General features: G+C 62.0%; 13 protein-coding genes and 1 tRNA gene. 10 read left to right on the top strand and 4 right to left on the bottom strand.

The genetic code is table 11. The features are described 5' to 3' along the window. The first annotated feature begins 62 nt into the window (after nt 1-62). The 4 genes from HMPREF3166_RS04210 to HMPREF3166_RS04195 are packed head-to-tail and all read left to right on the top strand — an operon-like array spanning nt 63 to nt 10,253. A complete protein-coding gene (locus HMPREF3166_RS04210; protein WP_070487815.1) occupies nt 63-3,425 on the top strand; it encodes an ATP-dependent DNA helicase in 3,363 nt (1,120 codons plus the stop codon). After that, nucleotides 3,426-7,055, top strand: a complete 3,630-nt coding sequence (locus HMPREF3166_RS04205) for a UvrD-helicase domain-containing protein (RefSeq protein WP_070487814.1) — start codon at nt 3,426-3,428, stop codon at nt 7,053-7,055. It begins immediately after the preceding gene. Nucleotides 7,056-7,068: 13 nt separating this feature from the next. Beyond that, the gene (locus HMPREF3166_RS04200; RefSeq protein ID WP_070487813.1) at nt 7,069-8,151 is read left to right on the top strand and encodes a potassium channel family protein; all 1,083 of its coding nucleotides are present in this window, start codon (nt 7,069-7,071) and stop codon (nt 8,149-8,151) included. Nucleotides 8,152-8,162: 11 nt separating this feature from the next. Further along, the gene (locus tag HMPREF3166_RS04195; protein WP_070487812.1) at nt 8,163-10,253 is read left to right on the top strand and encodes an ATP-dependent DNA helicase UvrD2; all 2,091 of its coding nucleotides are present in this window, start codon (nt 8,163-8,165) and stop codon (nt 10,251-10,253) included. A 20-nt stretch (nt 10,254-10,273) separates the two neighbouring features. Here HMPREF3166_RS04195 and HMPREF3166_RS04190 read toward each other — a convergent pair whose 3' ends face one another. Then, nucleotides 10,274-11,155, bottom strand: a complete 882-nt coding sequence (locus HMPREF3166_RS04190; RefSeq protein WP_070487811.1) for a hypothetical protein — start codon at nt 11,153-11,155, stop codon at nt 10,274-10,276. Nucleotides 11,156-11,300: 145 nt separating this feature from the next. On the opposite strand from HMPREF3166_RS04190, the gene HMPREF3166_RS04185 reads away from it, so the two are divergent. Then, nucleotides 11,301-11,891, top strand: a complete 591-nt coding sequence (locus tag HMPREF3166_RS04185; RefSeq protein WP_070487810.1) for a M48 family metallopeptidase — start codon at nt 11,301-11,303, stop codon at nt 11,889-11,891. On the opposite strand, the gene HMPREF3166_RS04180 is transcribed toward HMPREF3166_RS04185, so the two are convergent. Next, nucleotides 11,892-13,379 carry a zinc-dependent metalloprotease gene (locus tag HMPREF3166_RS04180; protein WP_070487809.1) on the bottom strand — a complete coding sequence of 496 codons (1,488 nt, stop codon included), beginning with the start codon at nt 13,377-13,379 and terminating at the stop codon, nt 11,892-11,894. Nucleotides 13,380-13,523: 144 nt separating this feature from the next. On the opposite strand from HMPREF3166_RS04180, the gene HMPREF3166_RS04175 reads away from it, so the two are divergent. Then, nucleotides 13,524-14,603, top strand: coding sequence for a YlbL family protein (locus HMPREF3166_RS04175; protein ID WP_070487808.1), 1,080 nt, complete (start codon nt 13,524-13,526; stop codon nt 14,601-14,603). Between the two features lie 30 nt (nt 14,604-14,633). Here the strand turns inward: HMPREF3166_RS04175 and HMPREF3166_RS04170 are convergent, their stop codons facing one another. Further along, nucleotides 14,634-15,194 (bottom strand): PPA1309 family protein, encoded by a 561-nt coding sequence (locus tag HMPREF3166_RS04170; RefSeq protein ID WP_035004270.1) that lies wholly within the window; start codon nt 15,192-15,194, stop codon nt 14,634-14,636. Nucleotides 15,195-15,325: 131 nt separating this feature from the next. Here HMPREF3166_RS04170 and HMPREF3166_RS04165 point away from each other — a divergent pair, with 131 nt between their 5' ends. From HMPREF3166_RS04165 to HMPREF3166_RS04155, 3 genes are all read left to right on the top strand, one after another. Then, nucleotides 15,326-18,388, top strand: coding sequence for a UPF0182 family protein (locus HMPREF3166_RS04165; RefSeq protein ID WP_070487807.1), 3,063 nt, complete (start codon nt 15,326-15,328; stop codon nt 18,386-18,388). A 96-nt stretch (nt 18,389-18,484) separates the two neighbouring features. Continuing rightward, nucleotides 18,485-18,561, top strand: a tRNA-Met gene (locus HMPREF3166_RS04160). Between the two features lie 134 nt (nt 18,562-18,695). Continuing rightward, nucleotides 18,696-20,075 (top strand): IS3 family transposase, encoded by a 1,380-nt coding sequence (locus HMPREF3166_RS04155; protein WP_083293817.1) that lies wholly within the window; start codon nt 18,696-18,698, stop codon nt 20,073-20,075. A gap of 270 nt (nt 20,076-20,345) precedes the next feature. On the opposite strand, the gene HMPREF3166_RS04150 is transcribed toward HMPREF3166_RS04155, so the two are convergent. Further along, entirely contained in the window at nt 20,346-20,750 is a 405-nt protein-coding gene (locus tag HMPREF3166_RS04150; RefSeq protein WP_034664654.1) for a MerR family transcriptional regulator, read from the bottom strand. Nucleotides 20,751-20,919: 169 nt separating this feature from the next. Here HMPREF3166_RS04150 and HMPREF3166_RS04145 point away from each other — a divergent pair, with 169 nt between their 5' ends. Further along, nucleotides 20,920-22,479, top strand: coding sequence for a SulP family inorganic anion transporter (locus tag HMPREF3166_RS04145; RefSeq protein ID WP_034664651.1), 1,560 nt, complete (start codon nt 20,920-20,922; stop codon nt 22,477-22,479). The last annotated feature ends 154 nt before the right edge of the window (nt 22,480-22,633 follow it).

Here is a 22,633-nt window from a genome sequence, read left to right as displayed (position 1 = left end):
AATCGAACACGAAAAAGGTGTTCGGCGGGAGGTTGTCCAAGGCGCATGACAGACTTAGAGCCATGGACCACGACAGCCTAAAGAGCACTCACAACAACCCGCCGATAAACCCCAACCACGATCTCGAAAAACGCCTCGGAGCCAGCGGTAAACCGAAGGTACGGCTGGGCCACCCCACGGATGGGATTCCGCCAACGGAGGCTTTCGACGGTCTGGCCGGAGCCTTGGTCGAGGGGTCGACGCAGGTGGATTACGCCCGGCCCTACGCGGTCCTCGGCGGGCCGGGCACGGGCAAGACGTCGCTGCTGATCTCTGCGGCGCGGGACTTCCTGCTGCAGGGGGGATCGGCGTCCGAAATAATGTTTTTCGCACCGTCGAAGGAGGCGGCGACGGCCGTGCGTGCGGCGTTGTACCAGCGCATGGCGGGGGAGGGCGACTACGCTGCGTCCGGCACGTTTGTGCGTTCGGTGCACTCGTGGGCCTTCGCGTTCTACCGCAGCGTGCAGACTCTGCGCGGGCAGAAGCAGCCGCGGCTTATCACGGGTGCGGAACACGACATGCAGATCCGGGAGATTCTGCGGGGCACCGAGGAGGACGGCAACCGGTACTGGCCCGCCAACGTCGTACCCGCGCTGGGCTACGCGGGCTTTGCCCAGCAGCTGCGTGATCTGCTGCTGCGTGCCACCGAGCGTGGTCTGTCGGCTAAGCAGTTGCAGCAGTTAGGGGTCGAACACGACCGGCCGATGTGGGAGGCCGCGGGGCATTTCCAGGAGGAGTACCAGCAGGTCCAGCGTCTGAGCCGTTCGGAGAGCCTGAATGCCTCCGAGCTGCTGCACGCGACCTTAGCGGCCTTTGAGAAGCCGGAAGGCGAGCAGCTGGTCGAGCGGCAACGGGAGAAGGTGAAGCTGCTGCTGGTCGACGACGCGCACAATCTGGACCCAGCCTCTGCCCGGCTGATCGAGAGCTTCATGGTGCCAGGAACCCGTACCCTCATTGCGGGCGATCCGGACCAGTGCGTTTTCCACTTCCGCGGTGCGGACGAGGCTTTCCTGGACTCCTACTCGCAGGACCCGGACCACCGGGTGGTTTTGAGTGCTTCTTATCGTTTGACGCCACCTGCGGCCCAGTCCGTGAACGCCCTCCGTAGGCACTTGGGTGCGCAGCCGAGCCGCGTGGAGCTGCGCTCTGCCGGTGCGGGGGAAGGGGCAGGTGGAGGCTCCACAGGCGCCGAGACTGTGCAGGTGACGATTACGCCGACCGAGACTGCGGAGCGGCTGAAGATTGTGGATGTGGTGCGGCGTGCACACATCGAACAGCAGGTCGCGTGGGACGACATCGCGGTGATCGTGCGCGGCACCGGAAGTATCGCGCGGGTGCGCAGGACACTGATGGCCTACGGCGTGCCCGTGAAGGTGGATCCGACTTCCGTGGTGCTAGCGGAACAACCCCTGGTGCGGATGTTGCTGCTGGTCGCAGAGGCGAGCTACCGGGATCTCACTGTCGCGGAGATGCACATTGTGCTGGAAGGCAGCGTGGGCGGCGCGGACCCGGTGATGGTGCGCCGCGTACACCGCGCGGTGGCGCTGGCCATCCGCTCCGCGCAGATGGCCGGGCAGCCGCTGCGAGCTCACGAGGATGGCAGGCCCTTCCAGGCCGCGGACTACGTCACGGAGCTGCTGAACCACCCCGACGATCCGGACAATCAGTGGATTCTTGGCCACTGCGGACCCCGCGAGCAGGAGGTCATCCAGCGCGTATCTGCCGTGCTAGAGGCTGGGCGGCAGGCTTGGAAGAACCGCCAGGGCACGGAGATGGTGCTGTGGAAGATCTGGCAGGCCACCAAGCTGGACATGCACTTGCGTGCGCAAGCTCTGAAGGGTGGATCGCTCGGCGCGCAGGCCGACGCGGATCTGGACGCGGTGATGAGCCTGTTCGATATTCTGGGAGACTTCGCGGAGCGCAACCCGCATGCGCAGGTGGAGAGCTTCGTGGAGAACCTCCGCGCCCAGAAGGTGCCCACCGGCGGGCGCGACCAGCGCGGCGTGCGCGCCGGGGCCGTGGAAATCCTGCCCGCCCACGCGGCTGCAGGGCGCCAGTGGAAGGTGGTGGCCATCGCCGGAGTGCAAGAAGGCGAGTGGCCGACCGGCCCGACCGTCGGCGGGCTTTTCGGCCAGCTGGAGCTTGTGGACCTACTGGACCGGGGGATCGACCCGAGCGTGCCGGTGGCGCGCATCAACGATGCCATCGAGGAGGAGCGCAGGCTCTTCCTGCTGGCACTCAGTCGCGCGACCGACAGTGTGCACGTGACCTGCGTGCGGAACTCCGGCGATGAGGCGCTGGTGCCCTCAAGGTTCATTGCCGAGATGGGCGTGGAGCCCACGGAATTGGCTACAACCGACGAGGCAGAAGCTGCCGCGAGGAGCAAGGTCTCCGGGTCCGGGGCGGGCGCGCTGCCGCGCGTGCTGGCCATCGAATCGCTGCTGGCGGAGCTGCGTGATGCCGTCACCGACCCCAACCGCCCCGGCCACGAGCGGCGTGCGGCAGCACGGAACCTGGCCAAGATGGCGCAGGCCGGAGTGCACGGTGCAGCTCCCGAAGATTGGTGGGGCATGGCGGAACCCTCCACGGACGCGCGCGTGCTGGCCGGCGACAAGATCCGATTGAGCCCCTCCAAGTTGGAGAGTTGGAGCACCTGTGCCTTACGTACGTTCCTGGACAGTAACGGAGGGGTGAGCGAATCCACCGAGCCGATGCGCGTGGGCATACTCATTCACGCCGTCGCCGAGCAGATTGTGCAGGGGATGGAACTCGACGAGGCACAGCTGGCCGTCCGCGAAATCCTGCCGCACGTGCTCGACGGACCAGCGTGGAAGGATAAGCACACGGTGGCGCGCTGGGAAGAGGGCGTCAAAAAACTATACGACTTCATTGCCAGCTACAGGGGCCAAGAGCTCGAGACCGAGCGAACGCTACGGGCGCGCGTCGGGCAGACACCCGACGGGGTCGAGGTGACGCTGAGCGGACGCGCCGACCTGCTGGTGACGAACCCGGAGGACGGACTGACGCAAGTGATTGACTTTAAGACCGGCAAGAACGCAGTTTCGTATAAAACGTCGGCGGAAAGCCCGCAGCTGAGTGCATACCAGTTCCTGCTGACGCTGAACGAGCGCCCCGGAGGCGGCGGGCAAAAGTACCGCCCCGGCGGTGCATGGCTGGTGTACCCGGGGGCTCAGACCACGTCGATTACCAAAAGAGACCAGGTACAGCTGACGGAAGATCAACTGAGCGAAGTGCACGACAAGCTTTTGGAGATTGCTCCGGTGACAGCGGGTCCGACATACCTGGCCACGCTGAATGACGGTTGTAGGTATTGCGACTTCAAGGCGATCTGCCCCGCGCAGGACGAAGGGAACCAGGTGATTTAAATGGATAGCAACCGACACATCTTCAGCCCTCAGGAGCTATCCCAGCTGATGGGGCAGAAGTTCGCCCCGACCGACGAGCAGGCGGATGTTATCCAGGCCGGGCCGTTCGGCAACTTCCTGGTCGTCGCCGGAGCCGGCGCGGGCAAGACTGAAACCATGGCGGCGCGTGCCGTGTGGATGGTGGCCAACGGCTATGCTCGGCCCGAGCAGATCCTGGGCCTGACCTTCACCCGCAAGGCCGCGGCCGAGCTGGGCGAGCGCATCCGCCAGCGCCTGCAAACCCTGGCGGAAAGCGCCTTCATGGACCAGCTGTCGGCAGATGATCCTCGGCGGGAGGTGCTAAAGAATATTGCGCCGGCGGTGGCGACTTATGACTCCTATGCGGGGGACATCGTCCGCGAGTACGGCCTGCTGATCCCCTCGGAGCCAGCCGCCCGGCTTATTACGGACGCCGAACGGTGGATGGTGGCTCGCGATGTGGTGGTCAACTCCAACAGTCCATTAAGCGCGCAAAAGGCCGTTCCCAGCGTGATCGCGGACGTGTGTGCTCTGTCGGATGAGATGGATAACCACCTGGCCAGCATCGAAGAGGTCGAGAAGGAAAGCACGGCGGCGGCGAAGAAGCTGTTGGAGGACCTGCCCAAGGGTAAGAGAAGCAAGAATGAATTCACCGGCGCTAACACCGACTTCCTTAAAGCACAGCAATATCGCACCGAACTGTTGACGCTGGTGAAACAGTTCCGCGAAACCTTGCAGGAGCGCGATCTACTGACCTTCGGCCAGCAGATGAGCAAGGCCGCGCAGCTAGTGGAAACCCACAAGATAGTGGGGCAGGACCAGCGGCGCCGCTTCCGCGTGGTGATGCTGGATGAGTACCAGGACACCGGCCACGCCCAGCGCATCATGCTGAAATCGTTGTTCGGCGGCAAGAAAGAAAGCGATGGCGAGTTTTCCGCGATGGCGGTGGGCGACCCCATGCAGTCGATCTACCTATTCCGCGGGGCAACGGCCTCCAACCTGGAGAAATTCCGCACCGATTTCCCCGATGCGAACGGCAAGCCCGCCGAAAAGCTGCAGCTGCTGACCTCCTGGCGCAACCCCACCACGGTGCTGGACATGGCCAACAAGATCTCTACATGGTCCATGGAGCGCAGCACCGAAAGCACCGGGCGCCTGGTCTCCGAACTACGCCCGCGCCCCGGTGCTGCGGAAGGCGAGACGGCGGTGGCTTTCTTCGACGAGCGGGAGCAGGAACTCGACTGGCTCGCTGACAAGTTGCAGTCGCAGTGGGAGGACTACCAACGGAAACTGGAGATGGCCGACGACCCGACGAAGGTCAAGCCCTTTTCCGCCGCTGTGCTGGTGACGGTGAACAAGGACGCAGTGCCGATTTACGAAAAACTAGTAGAGCGCGGGGTGCCCGCGGACATGACCGCGGGGCCGGGACTGCTGGACATTCCCGAGGTCGCGGACGTGTTCGCAACCCTGCGCGTGCTGGTGGATCCGACGGATGACGTGGCTCTGCTGCGCCTCTTGACCGGACCGCGGTGGAACATCGGTGCAGCCGACCTTGCCATTCTTACGCGCCGGGCAGAGCAGATCGCTCAACGCGGAGCCGGGGAAGAGGGGGCCGTCGACGACGCTGCAATGGAACGGCAGCGCCAGGAAAACATCGAGCTGCTTCGAACTCCTGGAGTGCGCGACGAGCTGATCGAGGCAGTGCTGGAGGCCATTCCGAATGCCACGGAGTTCTCCGTTGGACTGATCGATGCGCTCGCCGACCTGACCGATGCCGAGGAGATGGGCATGTCGGCCGAAGGTGCGAAGCGACTTGCACTGCTAGGCCGAGAGCTTGGATACCTGCGCCGCCACAGCCTGGGCAAGAACCTGCCGGACTTGGTGGCGGACATCGAGAAGATGCTGGGAGTCCGCACGGAAGTCCTCACCCGCTGGCACCGCCGCCCCGAGCAGGCGATCGGCACCAGCCACTTGGATAAGTTCGCGCAGATTGTGCGAGACGTTTCCCGCGCCGGTACCGCCACCCCAAAGGCATTGGTGGAGTACCTACTGGCGGCTCAATCGGAAGAAGGCGGGCTGGACCCGGGCGAGGTGCAGAAAAAGGACAACACTGTGCAGATCCTCACTGTTCACAAGGCCAAGGGGCTGGAATGGGACATCGTCGCCGTGCCGCACGCCTCACGCGAACGTTATGGAGACTACTCCCAGGCACGAAGCGAATCCGCGTGGACCACCAACGCAAGGGTTATGCCGAGCAGCCTGCGCGGTGATTCCGACGACAAACCGGGGGCGTACCCGGTGCTCTCGATGGCCAACGTGAAGGATCGAGGGGACCACACCAAAGCGTACGAAGAGTTCAATAGGCAGGTGAACCGCTTCCGCGCCAAGGAAAACGACCGACTGTTTTACGTGGCTATCACCCGTTCCGAGCGGGTGTTGTACGTCAGCGGATCGGCCTTTAAGGCGTCCACGGACAAAGGTAACGACCCATCCATATGCCTAACCCTGCTGCGCGAGTACCTCGAGAAAAGCGGCGCTGCAGATAGCGTGGAGCACTGGTCCGACATGGGCAAGTACTACTCGGAGTTGGATAAGCTGTTGCAGAACCCAGACTTGCCCCTTGAGGACAAGCTCATGCTGCCCACCCCGCAGCTCAATGGTGAGCGCCTGGGCTTTCAAGAGGATCGCAAGGAACGAGATGCCGTCGTATCCACCGGCGCTAGCTGGCCCAGCCCCGCGCCCGCAATGGCGAGCCCCGGTGTGGCCGAAGCCGCCGAACAGGTGCGCAAGGAAATCGCGGCCATGCCCGCACATCGTGCAGAACACGCCCAACACGCACAGCACCGGCCCGAGCCAAGCGCCGCTGCGGGCGAAGCGCCGACCACCCTTGCCGAGGCCTGGGACCTCGAGACGAACCTGCTACTCGAGGAGTTCTCGGCAATGGATAATGCCGAGCTGGTGGTTCCGCTGAACGTTCGCATGACCGCCACCGAAGCCGTGAGCTTGCGCAAGGACGACCAGGAGTTCGCCCTGCGTGCCCGCCGTCCCATCCCGTTGGAACCGAAGCCCTATGCCAAGCGCGGCACCGCCTTCCACAACTGGGTGGAGGAACGCTACAAGCAGGTCAGCCTGCTGGACGAAGATCAGCTTCCCGGCGCCTCCGATGCAACCCTGGAAGACCCGTATCTCGAAACGCTGAAGGATGCCTTCCTGCGCTCCGAGTGGGCCGACCGCCAACCCGAGAGCGTGGAAGGGGCGTACTCCGTCACCATCGGCGGCCACGTGTTTGAAGGCCGCATCGACGCGGTCTTCCACGATGGCGACGACCCCACCGCGGGCTGGATCGTCGTGGACTGGAAGACCGGACGCAAACCCGCCGGTGCGGACATGGACGCAGCCGCCATGCAGCTGGCCGTCTACAGGCTCGCCTGGGCGAAACTGCTCAGCGCGAAACTGGGGGTGGAAGTACCCGCCGAGAACGTCCGGGCTGCGTTCCACTATGTCGCGGCAAATGAAACCTATGAACCGCGTACACTACTGTCTGCAGACGAGCTCGAAGGGATGCTTGGGGGCGTCACTACAAAGACCAACCAAGACAACATCGAGCAGTGACGAGAGGACGTAGATGAAGTACCGGCTGCGCGAACGCTTCCGCGCCGACGATGAAGTCGATGAGCTACCGCCGCACGCGCTGCTTAACATCGTCCAGATCCCAACCTCAGTGGTGCAAAGCCCCTGGTGGCTCATCGTCCGACGAATGTTCTACGCTTTCCTGCTGGTGCTGTTCGTCGCCTGCCTGGCCTACTTCGACCGGGACGGGTACGAGGGGATGGAAACGTTTGTAGACGCCCTGTACTACTCGTCGGTATCCCTGTCGACCACGGGCTATGGTGATGTCTCGCCGCAGACGCAAAATGCGCGGCTCGTAAACACCCTCATCATCACCCCGGCCCGCCTGATCTTCCTGATCCTGCTGGTCGGTACCACGCTGTCCGTCCTTACCGAAGAGTCCCGCAAGACCCTCAACATCCGCCGCTGGAGGAAGAAAATGCGCAACCACACCATCGTCATCGGCTATGGCACGAAGGGGCGCTCCGCCATCGCAGCACTCTTGGCCGACGGCGTATCGCCCTCGCAGATCGTGGTCGTGGATACGGACCGGGAGGTGCTGGACCAGGCTTCCGCACAGGGGTTGGTCACTGTGCAGGGTTCCGCCACCCGGTCCGACGTGCTAAAACTCGCCGGTGTTAACCGTGCCCGCGCCGTCGTTGTGGCTCCGAACCAGGACGATACCGCCGTGCTGATCACCCTGTCGGTGCGTGAGATCGCCCCGTCCGCAACCATCGTCGCCAGCGTGCGCGAATCCGATAACTCGCACCTGCTCCGCCAGTCCGGCGCGGACTCCGTGGTGATTTCCTCCGAAACGGCGGGCCGTCTGATGGGGCTGGCGACCGTCACCCCGTCAGTGACGGAAATGATGGAGGATCTGCTGTCCCCGGACGAAGGTTTTTCCATCGCCGAGCGGCTGGTCAGCGAAGAGGAAGTGGGCGGCAACCCGCGCGTTCTGGAGGACGTGGTACTGGGCGTGGTGCGCTCCGGCGAGCTGTACCGCATCGACTCCGCCGAGGCGGAGACCATCGAACCGGGCGACCGCGTGCTGTATGTGCGCTCTAATCCGGGAGCCGACGACATCCTCGGCGCGAAGTAGGGGTGCCTTAAGTGAGCTCCCTGCTGGACGGACTGGACCCGGAACAGGCAAGAGCTGCCTCGGCCCCGCGCGGGCCGGTCAGCATCATCGCCGGCGCCGGCACCGGTAAGACCCGCACCATTACCCACCGCATTGCCCACCTAGTGGACGGCGGGTTCGTCAACCCCGACCACGTGCTTGCCGTCACCTTCACCGCCCGCGCCGCCGCGGAACTGCGCGAGCGCCTGGCGCTCATGAACATCCCGAAGGTGCAAGCCAAGACGTTCCACGCCGCGGCGATGCGGCAACTGAAGTACTTCTGGCCCGCCTACGCAGGCGACCTGCCATGGACGTTGCTGGACAACAAGTTTCGCATTGTCTCCCGCGCCGCCCGGGCCGTGGGAGTGGAAACCAGCACCGCGATGCTCGCCGACCTGATCGGGGAGATCGAATGGGCAAAGTCCTCTCTGATCAGCGCGGAAGACTACCCGGAATACGTCGAGCCCCGGCGCCGCGACTGCCCGGTAGACCCCAAGACATTCGTCAAGGTCTTTCAGGGGTACGAGAGCATGAAGACCACGCCCGAGGGCATGCTGCTGGACTTCGACGACCTGCTGTTGCACATGGCGGCGGCCATCGAATCCAACACGGGCATCGCCGACGAGTTCCGCTCCCGCTACCGCACTTTCGTCGTCGACGAGTACCAGGACGTCACGCCCCTGCAGCAGCGCGTGCTGGACGCCTGGGTGGGCGACCGCGACGACCTGACCGTGGTGGGCGACGCTAACCAGACGATCTACAGCTTCAACGGAGCCACCCCGGAATACCTGCTGGACTTCACCACCAAGTACCCGGAATCCACCACGGTGCGCCTGTACCGCGACTATCGCTCCACCCCGCAGGTCGTGGACCTGGCCAACAACGTCATCGGCAAGGCGAAAGGGCGCGTGGCGGGCACTCGCCTGAAGTTGGAGGGCCAGCGCCCCGCAGGTCCCCTCCCGCAGTTCCACGAATATCCGGACGAACCCGCTGAGGCGGTGGCGGTGGTCAAGGAAATCCAGTCACTCATCAGCAAGGGCGTGGAGCCTGCGAACATCGCGATCCTGTACCGCATCAACTCGCAGTCGGCGAACTACGAATACGAACTGGAGCAGGCCGGAATCGGCTACCAGGTCAAGGGTGGCGAGGGCTTCTTCAAGCGCACCGAGATCCGCGAGGGCATGAATGCCATCATCGCCGCGGCGAAGAAATACGACCCAGCTCCGGAAGATGTACCCGATGCCGTCCGCGCCGCCCTCGTCCCCGTCGGCCTGACCACCACCGAACCCTCCGGCTCGCAGGAACGCGCCCGCTGGCAGTCCCTGCAGGCTCTGTTCGACCTGGTGAAGGAGATTACAGCCAGCGCCGCCGAGCCCTTGAGCATGCCGGGCGTAGTTGCGCTGCTGAAGGAGCGCATGAGTGCGAAGAACCCGCCGAAGTTCCAGGGGGTTACCCTCGCCAGCATCCACGCCGCCAAGGGCCTGGAGTGGGATGCGGTCTTCCTCGTGGGCCTGAACGAAGGCACCCTGCCGATCCGCCATGCGCTCAAGGGCGCGGGCTCGGAGGAGGCCATCGAGGAGGAGCGCCGCCTGTTCTACGTCGGCATCACCCGCGCCCGCGAGCATCTGCACCTCAGCTGGTCGCTCGCGCGCCAGGAGGGGTCGAAGGCGAACCGTCACCGCACCCGCTTCCTCGACGGGCTGGTCCCGCAGGAGGAAGTAGCCGCCGCTCAGCGTCGCTCCGGCAGCGGAGGTTCCCGCGAGAGGCTCGGCGCGCCGAAGAACGCCTGCGTCGTCTGCGGCGCCCGCCTGGGCAGCCCCGAACTGAAGATCCTCGGCCGCTGCGGCCAGCACGCCCCCGAAACCGACCACCTTTTGCTCACTGAACTGCGCGATTGGCGCACCACCCAGGCGAAAGACAAGGCGGTGCCGGCGTATGTCATTTTTACGGACGCCACGTTGCGCGCCATCGCCGAAAAGCTGCCCACCACGTCTGACCAGTTGCTGGCTGTGCCGGGCATAGGCCCGGTGAAGGTCCAGGAGTTCGGTGAGGACGTGCTGGCGATCGTCAGCAACTATGCCTAACTGTGCCTAACCGTGGCCAACTAGACCCGCACTGCCCGGCAGGAAAGGCAGCTGTCGTTGAAGGGCACCTGATAGGTCTGCACGGCGCCGGTGGCGAAGTCCACCAGCCGCCGTTGCTTCAAAACCTCGGGGATCTCCGGCTCCTCCGGTGGGGGTTCCTGCTGGAGCCGCGCCGCCCGGCGTGTGCGGATGAAGTCCTTGTGCGCCTGCCACCAAGGCAGGACGTGCTCATTTAGCATCATCGCCAGCTGCGTGGAGGCAGCCTGAATGAGGTGCCTCTCCGTGCTGCCGGGCCTGCCCGTGGCCTGCAGGCGAACGCCGCGCCAGCCGTCGTCGATCCTGCCGTAGTAGCTATCCGCGCAGGCCAAGCAGGGTGTAACGCCCGGAACGACCAACGGCCCCAGCACGGTTTTGCCGTCCACGATGCCGGCGGGGTAGTGGGCCACGCGGTTGACCATCAGCGCATGTTGCACGTCCGGGGTGGGGAACACCGCGCCGGGCAAAGCGATTAGCGAACGCCGGGCCTCGCTGGGCGTGGACGTGATGCTGTAGCTTAAGCCCAGCGCCTCCAGAACGGGTTCCAGCCGCTCGCTAGCCACGCCGGAGGCCAGGACGTGGAAGCTTACGTTCCCCTGGGAGGGGCGCAGGATCTTCGCCTGCACCATCTCAGAGAGCATCAGCCGCGCATCCTCTGATTCCAGCCCGCAGTAGCCCAGTTTCTGGTGCAGCTCGTCGAAGTCGATTCCCCCGCGTGCCAGGGCGAACACGTGTGCCACCTGGCCAGGGTTCACACTCTTCGGTAGCGGCAGAATCATCGACTCGTGCGGCAAGACCCCGAACTGCAGGCCGATCGTCGGCCTGGCCAGGATGGCTGTGCTCGACGGCAAGTTAAGCTCTAGCATGATTGCATTCCCCTAAAACCCCTGTCACTTAAAACCCCAGTCCCTAATATCCCAGTGCGGCAGCCTGCGCTCCCCATGCGCGCTGTGCAGTTGCCTCTCACCCTAGCAGCGCAGCATTGTCCTCGCTGGTGGAAAGGTTGTTCCGATGGCTCCCCCCTTCCGCTCTCAAGCGCTCGACCCGCAGCGGTTGGCCCGCGAGGTGCAGGAGGAGCTTTCGGCCCAGCTGGGCCCCGAGGCGACGGTTCCGTCCATCACCATCCGCCTGTCCACCCGGCGCAAGAAGACGGTCGCGGTGCGGGAAGAAGGCGAAGGGTTCCTGGTCATGTCTCCCGCGGCCATCGGAGAGGCCGAGCTGCGCAGAATCAGCGTAGAGCTGGTGCGGAAGGCGCTGAAGAGTCGGCGTCAAACAATGGGCAACAAGGAGCTAGCAGCGCGGGCGGTGCAGCTCAACGACAAGTACCTCGACGGCCGGGCGACAATCGGGGAGATCAAGTTCGTCACGAACATGAACACGCGCTGGGGCAGCTGCTCGGTGCAATCCAAGCGCATCCGGATCGCGCACCAGCTGCAGGAAGTGCCCGGCTACGTGCTGGACGCCGTTATTATCCACGAGCTGATCCACACGTTTGTGCCGAATCACGGGCCAGAGTTTCGTAAGTGGGAGGCGCGCACCCCGCACCTGGAGAGGGCGCAGGGCTACCTGGAGGCCTTCAAGCGCTGGGGGATGCGCGGCTAGCTACTCTTTGTCGCTGTCGCCGTCCTCGCCGGTGCCGTCCTCGCCGTCTTCTTTGCCGCGCTTCTCGTTGAGCTCCCGCTCCAGCTTCTCGATCTCGCTGATGGGGTTGAAGTCCTCCATCTCGTCCTCGTCGAAAGCCACGCTGCTGATGAAGGCCGCCGGGTTGTCCAGGTCGGAGGCCACGGGAAGGAAGTCGGGGTGGTCCCACACGCCGTCGCGCTTAGTGACGCCCACCGCATCATCCAGCTTGCGCCACAGCTCGGCTGCCTCGTTTGCCTTCGGAGCAGTGAAGCTGATTCCGACGGCCTTAGTCAGAGCATCCATGGCGGGGGAGCCGTTGTTGCGGAACTCGGACCAGGCGGCGCCGATCATGGCCGCGCCGGGGATGCGGGAGTTCAAGGCGGAACCTACGACATAATCCACCCAGCCCTCAATGAGCGACAGGCTGGTTTCCAGGCGTTCGCGGGCGTGGGCGTTGGTGGAAACGACCTGGGGGGAGAGGTCTTGGCCCTGCATCCTCTCCATCATCTCCTGCATCTTCGCCGGATCATTCATGGACTCCGGAGTGATCTCCCGGGTGGCTTCCTCGATGGCGGAGTAGTCCAGCGACAGGCCGGCGGCAAACTCCTCGACGTCCAGGATGAGGCGCTCCACCAGCCATGGGACGTGCTTAAACAGGCGCAGATGCGCGGCCTCGCGGGCGGCCAGGTAGATCAGCGCCTCGCGGGGCTCGCAGCCCAGCTTCTTGGCCATGGAATCCAGGTGTTCGGTTGCGATGGCGGCGGTATCGCCCTCGGCCAGCGGCACGCCCCACTGGGTGGACAGCACGACGTCGGTGGCCATCGCGCCCAGGGTGTTGCCCAGCTGGGCCCCGAAGTTCATGGCGTTGATCTGCTTCATCATTCCCGCCAGTGGGCCAATTTGGCTGCGCATTTCCTCCGGCACGCCACCCAGGGCGGCGTCGCCGAGCTTGTCGGCCAGGGGAGTGACGACGCGCTTCCACGTTTCGAAGGTTTCGTCGAGCCACTGCGCCGGGCCAAAGGCCACGGAGCCGGAGGCGCCGGCGGGCAGGTGGGTGGCCTCGTCCAGCCACAGTTCGGCCAGGCGAACGGAATCGGCGACTGCCTGCGAGTCGTTATGACTGGGGCGGGAGTCCTTATTGGTGGCGGCGATCCGCTGGCGCGCGGTGCGCTTGGCCAGTCCGTAGTTGACCGGCCCCTGGCCCTCGGCACTGTTCATGTCTGTACCGAATCCGGAGAGCATGGAACCGAACTGGTTCAGGATGTCGCCCAGGTTGCCGGCCCCCATGTTGCCCGCGCCGCCGTTCATTCCGCCTGCGCCGCCGCCCATCGGGCCGCCGAAGAAGAAGCCGAACGGGTTGTTCTCGTTCCCGTTGTTTCCGTTTTCGTCGCGGTTGTTATCGCCGTCTTTGTCGCGGTCGTCATCGGAATCGTGCGGGCCGTGGAAGCCAAAACCGAATTTACTCATGTACCCCACCGTACCGACTGTTGCAGGGTGAAAACGACCTCGAAAGGCCGTGAAGGCGGCTAAAAGCGTGTGCTGAGAGCGAACAGGGTTCGGCCTGTGCCAGGGTGGGCGAACCTGGTGGGGGAAGCATGTAAAGTTGGGCGGGTGAAATTCTGGAACAGGCGAAATCGCACCATCGTCGTGGGTGCAGTGCCCGTCGTGGCGATCTTTTCCCTCCTTGGCCTGCCGTCGATCCCCGGCACCGACATCAACCTGACCGTCCCCTACGCAGCTGAGGGGAACGGGCCGACGTTCAATACTTTGGGCGAGGTCGATGGCCGCCAGATCGTGGACATCAGTGGTGCGAAGACTCACCCGACCAGTGGAAATCTCAACATGACCACCGTGTCCGTCCGCACGAACATGACCTTGGCGCAGGCGCTGAAGCGCTGGGTTTCTACAGACGACACCCTGGTGCCGATCGAGCACATCTTCCCCTCCGGTAAGTCTTCGGAGGAAGTGCAGCGCCAGAACGCCGCCGCGTTCGCCAACTCGGAGTCCAACGCCACGATTTCGGCGATGAACCACCTGGACAAGCCCCTGGAGACCATGGCGCTGGAGATCTCCGAGGATTCCCCGGCGCAGGGCAAAATCGAGGTCAACGACATCATCACGAAGGTCGATGGGGAGAAGATCACGCTGCCCAGCGAACTGTCCGACAAAATCAAGGGCTACAAGCCGGGCGACGAGGTCACCGTCACCGTCAAGCGCCAGGAGAAGGACAAGGACATCAAGGTCAAGCTCGCCGAACTACCGGAGGAGGTGCGTGGCGACCATCCGAAGGACACTGCCTTCCTCGGCGTGACGGCCGTCGCCCAGCCCGGCGGTGACATCAAGGTGGAGTACAACCTGACCGACATCGGCGGCCCGTCCGCCGGACTGATGTTCTCTATGGCGGTCGTCGACAAGCTGACGCCCGAGGAACTGACAGGTGGGAAGTTCGTCGCCGGTACCGGAACTATTGACGCCGCAGGCAAGGTCGGCCCCATTGGTGGCATCACTCACAAGATCGCCGCCGCCAAGGAAGCCGGTGCAGAGGTGTTCCTAGTGCCGGCGCAGAACTGCGCCGAGGCGATCCACGAGCCGCCGGAGGGGATCACCTTACTGAAGGTCGATACGCTCGACGATGCGATCAAGGACCTCAAGGACTACAACGACGGAAAGCAAGCCGATACCTGTAAGTAGCAGCCAGCGGCTACCCGCTTTTATCTGCTCTTATTCGTCGGCCTCGAAGGTGGCGCGCAGGGTGTGAATCACGCCGGGGGCGATGTCGTCCCCGCCGAGCAGCTGCACCTTGTCTTGGCCGAAGGGATCCTTCGCAAGCTCCTCCTCGCTGGGGCGGAGCTGGATAAGGGAGCGTTCGGGGCCGGAAAAGTCGGCGTCACAAAGAAGTCCGCTAAACAAGCGAGCCTGGCGCGGGGCAGGGTCCGCACCGGGCGCGGCGTTGGAGAAGGTGATCTCCTGGGCGAGGATCGCGCCGACGACGGGGGCAGGCCAGCGGATGGTGGCGAGGAACTGTCCGAGTTCCTCACTGCCAGGGCGGATGTGCTCCGGGATGTCCTCCTGCACCACCAGAGCCAAAGGGTTGGCCGGGGCATCGTCGTCGAAGGCCTGGGGTGCGGCATCGGCGATCAGAGAGGCCGGCACCAGGGCGAACAGGGTGGCCGGTTGATCCCAGCCCTCGGCCTGCACGAAGTCCACGGCCTCGCGCAGAGCTGCGTTGAGCACGCGCTCATCCTGCAGATCGACGTTCGGGGAGGAATCGGGAGAGGTCATTCGTGATGCCTTTCTTTCGTTGGGGGATGGGTTGGGGTTTGTTATGAGGCTTTAAGAATTGTACGTATCCTGGTAGAAACATCGCGATCAGCGATACCCACAGGTGCGATTAGCAGGAGAGTATTTAAGCCTTGAGCACGCCCACGCCACCGTCTTCGGGTCGCCCGAAGCAGCCGTTCCCGTCCAGCCCAGGGTCGAGCAGGCGCTCGAAGTTCCTGGGAATCCTGGTGGCAGCTATCGCCATCATTATCTTCATTGTGCCGGTGGTGGTGAGCACATACACCGACTTCGCCTGGTTCCGCAGCGTGGATTACCAGGGCGTGTTCATGAACGTGATCGTGACCCGCCTGGTGCTCTTTGTTGTCTTCGGGCTGATCGGCGCACTGATTTCCTGGTTGGCGGCGTATCTGGCGTACCGTGCGCGGCCGGACGAGATCGAATCCCTTGGCACGTCCTCGCCCCTGGCTGAGTACCGGCCGCTGATCCGCCGCAACATGCGCCCATTCCTGGTGGGCATTCCGCTGTTCGTCGGCGTGATCACCGGCATGATTGTGCAGGCCAACTGGCGCTCGGTGCTGCTGTTCCTGAACGGGTCGAACTTTGGGGTGCACGATCCGCAGTTCGATAAGGACTTGGGCTTTTATGCCTTTAACCTGCCTTTCCTGCAGATGCTGGTCTCCACCTTCAGCGTGCTGTTGATCCTGGCCTTTGTGATCAACGGCGTTGGCCACTACCTGCTGGGCTCCATCACGACGGGCAACCCGCGGGTGGGGGAGAAGGCCTCTATCTCTACGAATGCCCGCCGTCAGCTGGCGGTTATTGCAGGTGTGTGGATGCTGTTGAAGGCGGTCGGCTACTGGTTCGACCGCTACGGCCTGCTTACCCGTTCACACGAGACGTTCACGGGTGCCTCCTACACGGACATCAACGCCGCGCTGCCCGCGCAGATTGTGCTGCTGGTGATCTCGATCTTCGTGGCAGCCATGTTCTTCATCACGATTGTGCTGCGCGACCTGCGCATCCCGGCACTAGCGGTGGCGCTGATGGTGGGTTCGTCGCTGACCGTGGGGCTGGCGTGGCCCGCGATGCTGGAGCAGTTCTCCGTCAACCCGAACCGTGCGGAGAAGGAGCGCGAGTACATCGCCCGCAACATCGAGGCCACCCGCTTCGCCTACGGCATCGGTGAAGACAAGGTCACCTACGACCGCGACTGGGGGTCTGCCGGTGACGCTGCCTCTCAGGAGCAGAAGAAGGCCGTTGCCGATGACTCCGCCACCCTCTCTAACGTGCGCCTGCTGGACCCGGAGGTGCTGAGCCCGACGTTCACCCAGCAACAGCAGCTGCGTAACTTCTACGGGTTCCCGGACGAGCTGGCGATCGATCGCTACGAGGTGGACGGCAAGATGCGCGACTTTGTAGTTGCCGCCCGCGAGCTGAACCCGAACACCCTGGACGGCAATCAGAACGACTGGATTAACCGCCACACGGTTTACACCCACGGAAATGGCTTCGTGGCAGCGCCTGCCCGCAAGGTCGACGAGGTCGCCCGCGACGTCGGCTCTGCCCGCGGTGGCTACCCGGTCTACACGGTCGCGGATCTGCAGTCGATGCAGTCCGGTAAGCAGGGTGGCGAGCTGGAGCTGGATATCAAGCAGCCGCGCATCTACTTCGGCCCGGTTATTGCCTCGTCGAAACAGAACAACTCTGACTACGCGATCGTCGGCAATTCCGAGGGCGAGCCGTTGGAGTACGATACCGACGCATCCAATTACACCTACACCGGCACCGGTGGTGTGGATGTTTCTAACTACTTCAACCGCCTGATGTTCTCTGCCCACTTCGAGTCGATGAATATGCTGCTGACGGATCGCATCGGTGAGGGCTCGAAGATCCTTTACGAGCGCGACCCTCGCGAGCGTGTGCACAAGGTTGCTCCGTGGCTGACCACGGATTCTAAGACCTACCCGGTCGTCATTGACGGCCGTGTGAAGTGGGTCGTTGACGGTTACACGACGTTGAATAACCTGCCCTACTCCGAGCGGATTGGGCTCACCGATTCTACTGCGGACGCCCTCAATCCCGACGGCGTAAGCGAGAGCCAGGTCGTCGACAATGAGGTTGGCTACATTCGCAATTCCGTGAAGGCCGTGGTCGATGCCTACGACGGTAGCGTGGATCTGTACGCCTTCGATGAATCGGACCCGGTGCTGAAGGCCTGGCGGGGTGCGTTCCCGGACGTGGTTAAGCCGCGCTCCGAGATCAGCAAGGAGCTGGAGGACCACCTGCGCTACCCGGAGGATATGTTCAAGGTGCAGCGCGAGCTCATCGCCAAGTACCACGTCTCCGACCCGGGCGTATTCTTCCAGAACGACTCTTTCTGGTCCGTGCCGACGGATCCGACGGCTCCGCAGGACCGCCAGGATAATGCGCAGCCGCCGTACTACGTGGTGGCGGCTGACCCGGAGACCAACAAGCCGTCGTTCCAGCTGATTACCCCGTTCCGTGGCCTGCGCCGTGAGTTCCTGGCGGCGCACATGTCTGTGGGCTCCGACCCGGATAACTACGGACAAATCAACGTGCGGGTGTTGCCGACGGGCACGCAGACGCTGGGCCCGAACCAGGCGCAGGACACGATGATGTCCTCCGACGAGATCGCCCGCGAGCGTACTCTGCTGAAGGGCACGAACGACCTGACGAACGGTAACCTGCTGACTTTGCCGGTGGGCGACGGGCAAATCCTGTACGTCGAGCCGGTGTACTCGCAGCGCAGTGGCCAGGATTCGGCCTTCCCGAAGCTGCTGCGCGTGCTGGTGAGCTACAACGGCCAGGTGGGCTATGCCCCGACCATTGCTGAGGCCCTGGACCAGGTAGGGATCAAGACATCCTCCACCACTGACATCCAGGAGATCGACGGTTCGGTCGTTGATCCGACTAAGGACGGAGGCAGCGGTAACAAGGGCGATAAGGGCAAGGATGCAGACAAGGACAAGAAGTCCAAGGACGAGCAGAGCTCTGATGCGAAGGGCGCTGCCGGCAAGTCTGACAACAAGGGCACCGATACGGCTCCGGAGCAGCGCGTTCGCGATGCGATGGACAAGGTGAACAAGACCCGCGAGTCCGGCAGCTTCGAGGAGTTCGGTAAGGCACTGGACGAGCTGGACAAGGCGGTCCAGGACTTGCAGTCCGAGCGTTAGGCTCTGGTGAAATCGCCTGTGACCAGGCGATTTCACTTTATCCAAGCTCTGCGTTACAGTAGGGGAGTCGCTGACGCGATAGCGTACAGCACTCGTCGCGGGGTGGAGCAGCTCGGTAGCTCGCTGGGCTCATAACCCAGAGGTCGTAGGTTCGAATCCTGCCCCCGCTACCAACTTCCAAGCCCCTACCAGGAGAAACACTGGTAGGGGCTTTAGTTATTTCTCTTAAGGCGCACGTCCTGGGACTCAAATCGGGACTTTAGCGATGGCATTTGGGGATGCGGACGGAATCTTGGAGGATTCCATCATGAACCGCTCATACACCAAGGAGCAGCGACGCATAGCTCTGCAGGTTTACAAGCGCACTCAATCGGTGACCAAGACCGTCCGTGAACTTGGCTATCCAGGGCGATGGACGCTGTACAAATGGTTGCGTGAACCCGCCAAACCTGGTCGACCCCGCAAACAGTCAAGAACACTGAGTCGCTACCCGTTTGAGGTCAAGCTTCGCGCTGTTGAGCTCTTCCACGCTGGCTGGAGGCCAGCTGACATCGCTGTGGAATGCGAGCTGCGCTCAAAGATGAGTGTCTATTCCTGGGCACAACGCCACCGTGAAGAGGGAGAATGGGGTTTGATGTCGAAAAGAGAACGCAAAGAGCACACTTGCATGCCTACCCGAGCAGCACTTGAGAAATCATTAGCCGATGATCCTGCAGAACTGAAAAAGCAAATGGCTCAACTGCTCGTTGACAAGGCTGTTTTGGAAAAGGAGCTGGAACTTGTAAAAAAAGACGTCAGCGTCATCCCGGGTCAGCTCAGCAATAAGCACAAGGCTGAAGTGGTTGACGCGTTACGCGGTGAGTTTCCGTTATCTATGCTGCTTGCTGCTATTGATCTTGCGGCATCAAGCTTCTACTACCAACTCCAACAGCGATTTGCTCCGGATAAGCACGCGCATATCCGCGAAATGCTTCATGAGATCAGTTCTGAGTCGAATAACACCTACGGCTATCGCCGACTTTGGTGGGAACTACGCCATCGAGGGATCGTTATCAGTGAGAAGGTCGTCCGCCGTCTCATGCACGAAGAGGGAATTCACCCCTGGTTCCCGAAACGAAAGTGGCGTTACTCCAGCTATCAAGGGGAAATTTCTCCCGCACCACCTAACCTGGTGAACCGCAATTTTCATGCTGAGCATCCAAACCGGTTGTGGCTGACTGACATCAGTGTTTTCGCTACTAACCAAGGTCGCGTGTACCTGTCTGCCATCATCGACTGTTTTGACGGCAAGGTCGTGGCAGCAAAAACAAGTGTTCATCCCACCATGGAGTTAGCAGAAGAAACTTTGTACGCAGCAATCGCAACCGAAAAGCCGGCAATGGATGGATCCTTGGTGATTCACTCAGACCGCGGAGCACATTATCGAGGCAGCAGCTGGCGAAGCATGACCGAGAAGTTCGGAATACTTCGCTCTATGTCGAAGAAAGGCTGTAGCCCCGACAATGCAGCATGTGAGGGGTTCTTCGGCCGAATGAAAAACGAAATGTACTACGGCAGAACCTGGCAGAACCCCCAAGAGCTCGAAGAAGCAATCGCGACATACATCGAGTTCTACAACAATCACCGAATCAAGATCAGCCTCGATGGTTTGAGCATTACCGAATACCGAAAAGTCAATGTAGCGTGACATCGAAACTGTCTAAAAAAACGTCCGCATCCCCTTTTTGTCACTTAAGCCGGTTTGGAAGTGATGGGGTTAAGTGACAATTTTCGATTTTGTGACCTTGGATGACTGTGTCGTTTTGAGGAGTCGTCTGCACGGATTTCAGAAGTCCTCTGTACTATCGCCATCCACTCCGGAGAGGCCGCGGGCGTTCGTCCACTTCATCTGGAACGCGATTCGACAGAGCGCATTCAATACGATGGTCTTTTTCTCCCTGCGAAGGATGGGGGCAGTTTAGGGTGCCAGGGTGTTGACCAGATCGAGGAATTCCTCAGCGTAGGCAATTTGCTTGCGTAGCTTTTCGTAGCGGGTGCGCGTCTCCTCACGAATGTCGGCAAGGGTGGCCTTGGCATTACTCCGTGCCTGCTGTGCGGTATCACTTTCCTGCCCGCCATCTGAACTATGAAGAATCTCCGCAGCTTCCAGGAATTCCCGCATCTGATCCAGAGTAAACCCCAGCGGTTTCATCCGTCGCACCAGCAAAACACGACGTACATCAGCCTCACTATAAAGCCTGAACCCACCAGGGCTACGCCCCGATGGGGTAATCAGGCCGACGTTGTCATAATAACGCAAGGTGGGAATCGACAACCCCGTCTGGTCAACGACCTCGCCGATCTTGAAATTACTGTTTTGCATTGCCTGTTCTCCTTCACGGTGATGTTGCCCACGGGTTCCTGTGCCTGGGTTGGCGGTTGAGTAAAACTCCCGCTACCATGACCACCATCACCAAACCTAAAGTTACTAGAGGGTTGGATTCCTTTCGGGCGTTCGCCCAGTTACCTATCCCCTCAAAGATTGGACATCTATGACTGAAACTAGCACGGCGGCCCCCCGCCCCCTCCTGAGTCCAGACGGCGCTGATGCCCCTACCGGGATCATCGCATCCTTCCGTTACGCATTTTCTTCCCCCGCCCGTATCCGTATAGAGATTCTGGCCGGACTGGCGGTATCCCTGGCGCTGATCCCTGAGGCCATTGCCTTTTCCATCCTTGCCGGTGTTGACCCAGCCATGGGTCTGTTTTCCTCGGTAGTCATGGCCATTGCGATCGCCTTTACCGGTGGCCGCCCGGCAATGATCACCGGCGCCACCGGGGCTATTGCCCTAGTCATTGCTCCTGTGGCGCGTGGTTACGGGATGGATTATTTCATCGCCACCGTCCTGTTGGGCGGTGTCCTACAAATCGTGCTCGGCGCCCTCGGTGTGGCGAAACTTCAGCGTTTTATCCCCCGATCGGTGATGCTGGGTTTCGTCAATGCACTGGGCATTATGATTTTCACCGCCCAACTCGAACACCTCATTGATGTGCCTTGGATAGTCTACCCACTCGTCGGCTTGGGTGTGGTGATCATGATTTTCTTCCCCAAGCTCACCAGTGTGATCCCCGCCCCGCTGGTCACGATTATCGTGCTCACCGGTTTGGTCATTGCCGCCGGTTTGACTGTCCCGACGGTCTCGGACATGGGCAAGATGCCGGAGACCTTACCGTCCCTGTTTATTCCGAACGTGCCGTGGACGTTGGAGACCCTGCAGATCATCGCGCCTTATGCCCTGGCCATGGCCGTGGTCGGTCTCATGGAATCGTTGATGACCGCCAAGCTCGTCGATGACATCACCGACACTCATTCCGATAAAACTCGTGAATCCTGGGGACAGGGGGTGGCTAATATTGCCTCCGGTTTCTTCGGCGGCATGGGTGGCTGCGCGATGATCGGTCAAACCATGATCAACGTCCGCGAATCCGGGGCACGTACCCGCCTATCCACCCTGTTAGCCGGTGTGTTCCTGCTGGTCCTGGTCCTGGCACTGGGCGACATCGTTGGCATGATCCCGATGGCTGCGCTGGTGGCAATCATGATCATGGTCTCGGTCGGCACCATCGACTGGCACTCGGTGCATCCACGCACCCTTAAACTCATGCCGGTCTCTGAGACCATTGTTATGGCCGTGACGATTATTGCCACCCTAGCCACCAGCAACCTGGCCATTGGTGTGGTGTTGGGTGTGGTCACCGCGATGATCATGTTCGCCCGTCGGATGGCACATATCGCTTCCATTGAAAAGGTCTCCGAGATCGACGGCGACGGCGATGGCGAGATTGATACTCGTACCTACCGGGTGCATGGCCAGTTGTTTTGGGCATCAAGCAATGACCTGGTTTATCGCTTTGATTACACCGATTCTGCCCGTCATATCACTATTGATCTCACTGAGGCGGAGATCTGGGATGCCTCCACGGTCGCGACCTTTGACGCGATTACGCAGAAGTTCCAGGACAGAGGCAAAACCGTGTCCATTATCGGGCTCGACGGTCCCAGTCAGGACCGGCTGAACCGCCTGTCTGGCCGGCTTGGCACCGGCCACTAACATCCCCCGACTCGAGCACATCGACTTGGCGCCCCAACTTATAACCGGGGCGCCAGTTTATTGGTGCTGTTGCAAAGTTGGGGCATAGGAAGAGCATAAAAGAAGCGTAGCGGTTAACCGCTACTGAACTGCTCCCCATTAGTTGGACTGAGAA

This window comes from Corynebacterium sp. HMSC08A12, from assembly GCF_001807485.1.
In the GTDB taxonomy this organism is placed as follows: domain Bacteria; phylum Actinomycetota; class Actinomycetes; order Mycobacteriales; family Mycobacteriaceae; genus Corynebacterium; species Corynebacterium evansiae.
Note: the sequence above shows the minus strand (reverse complement) of the source record. Positions and strands in the feature narration are given on the sequence as shown.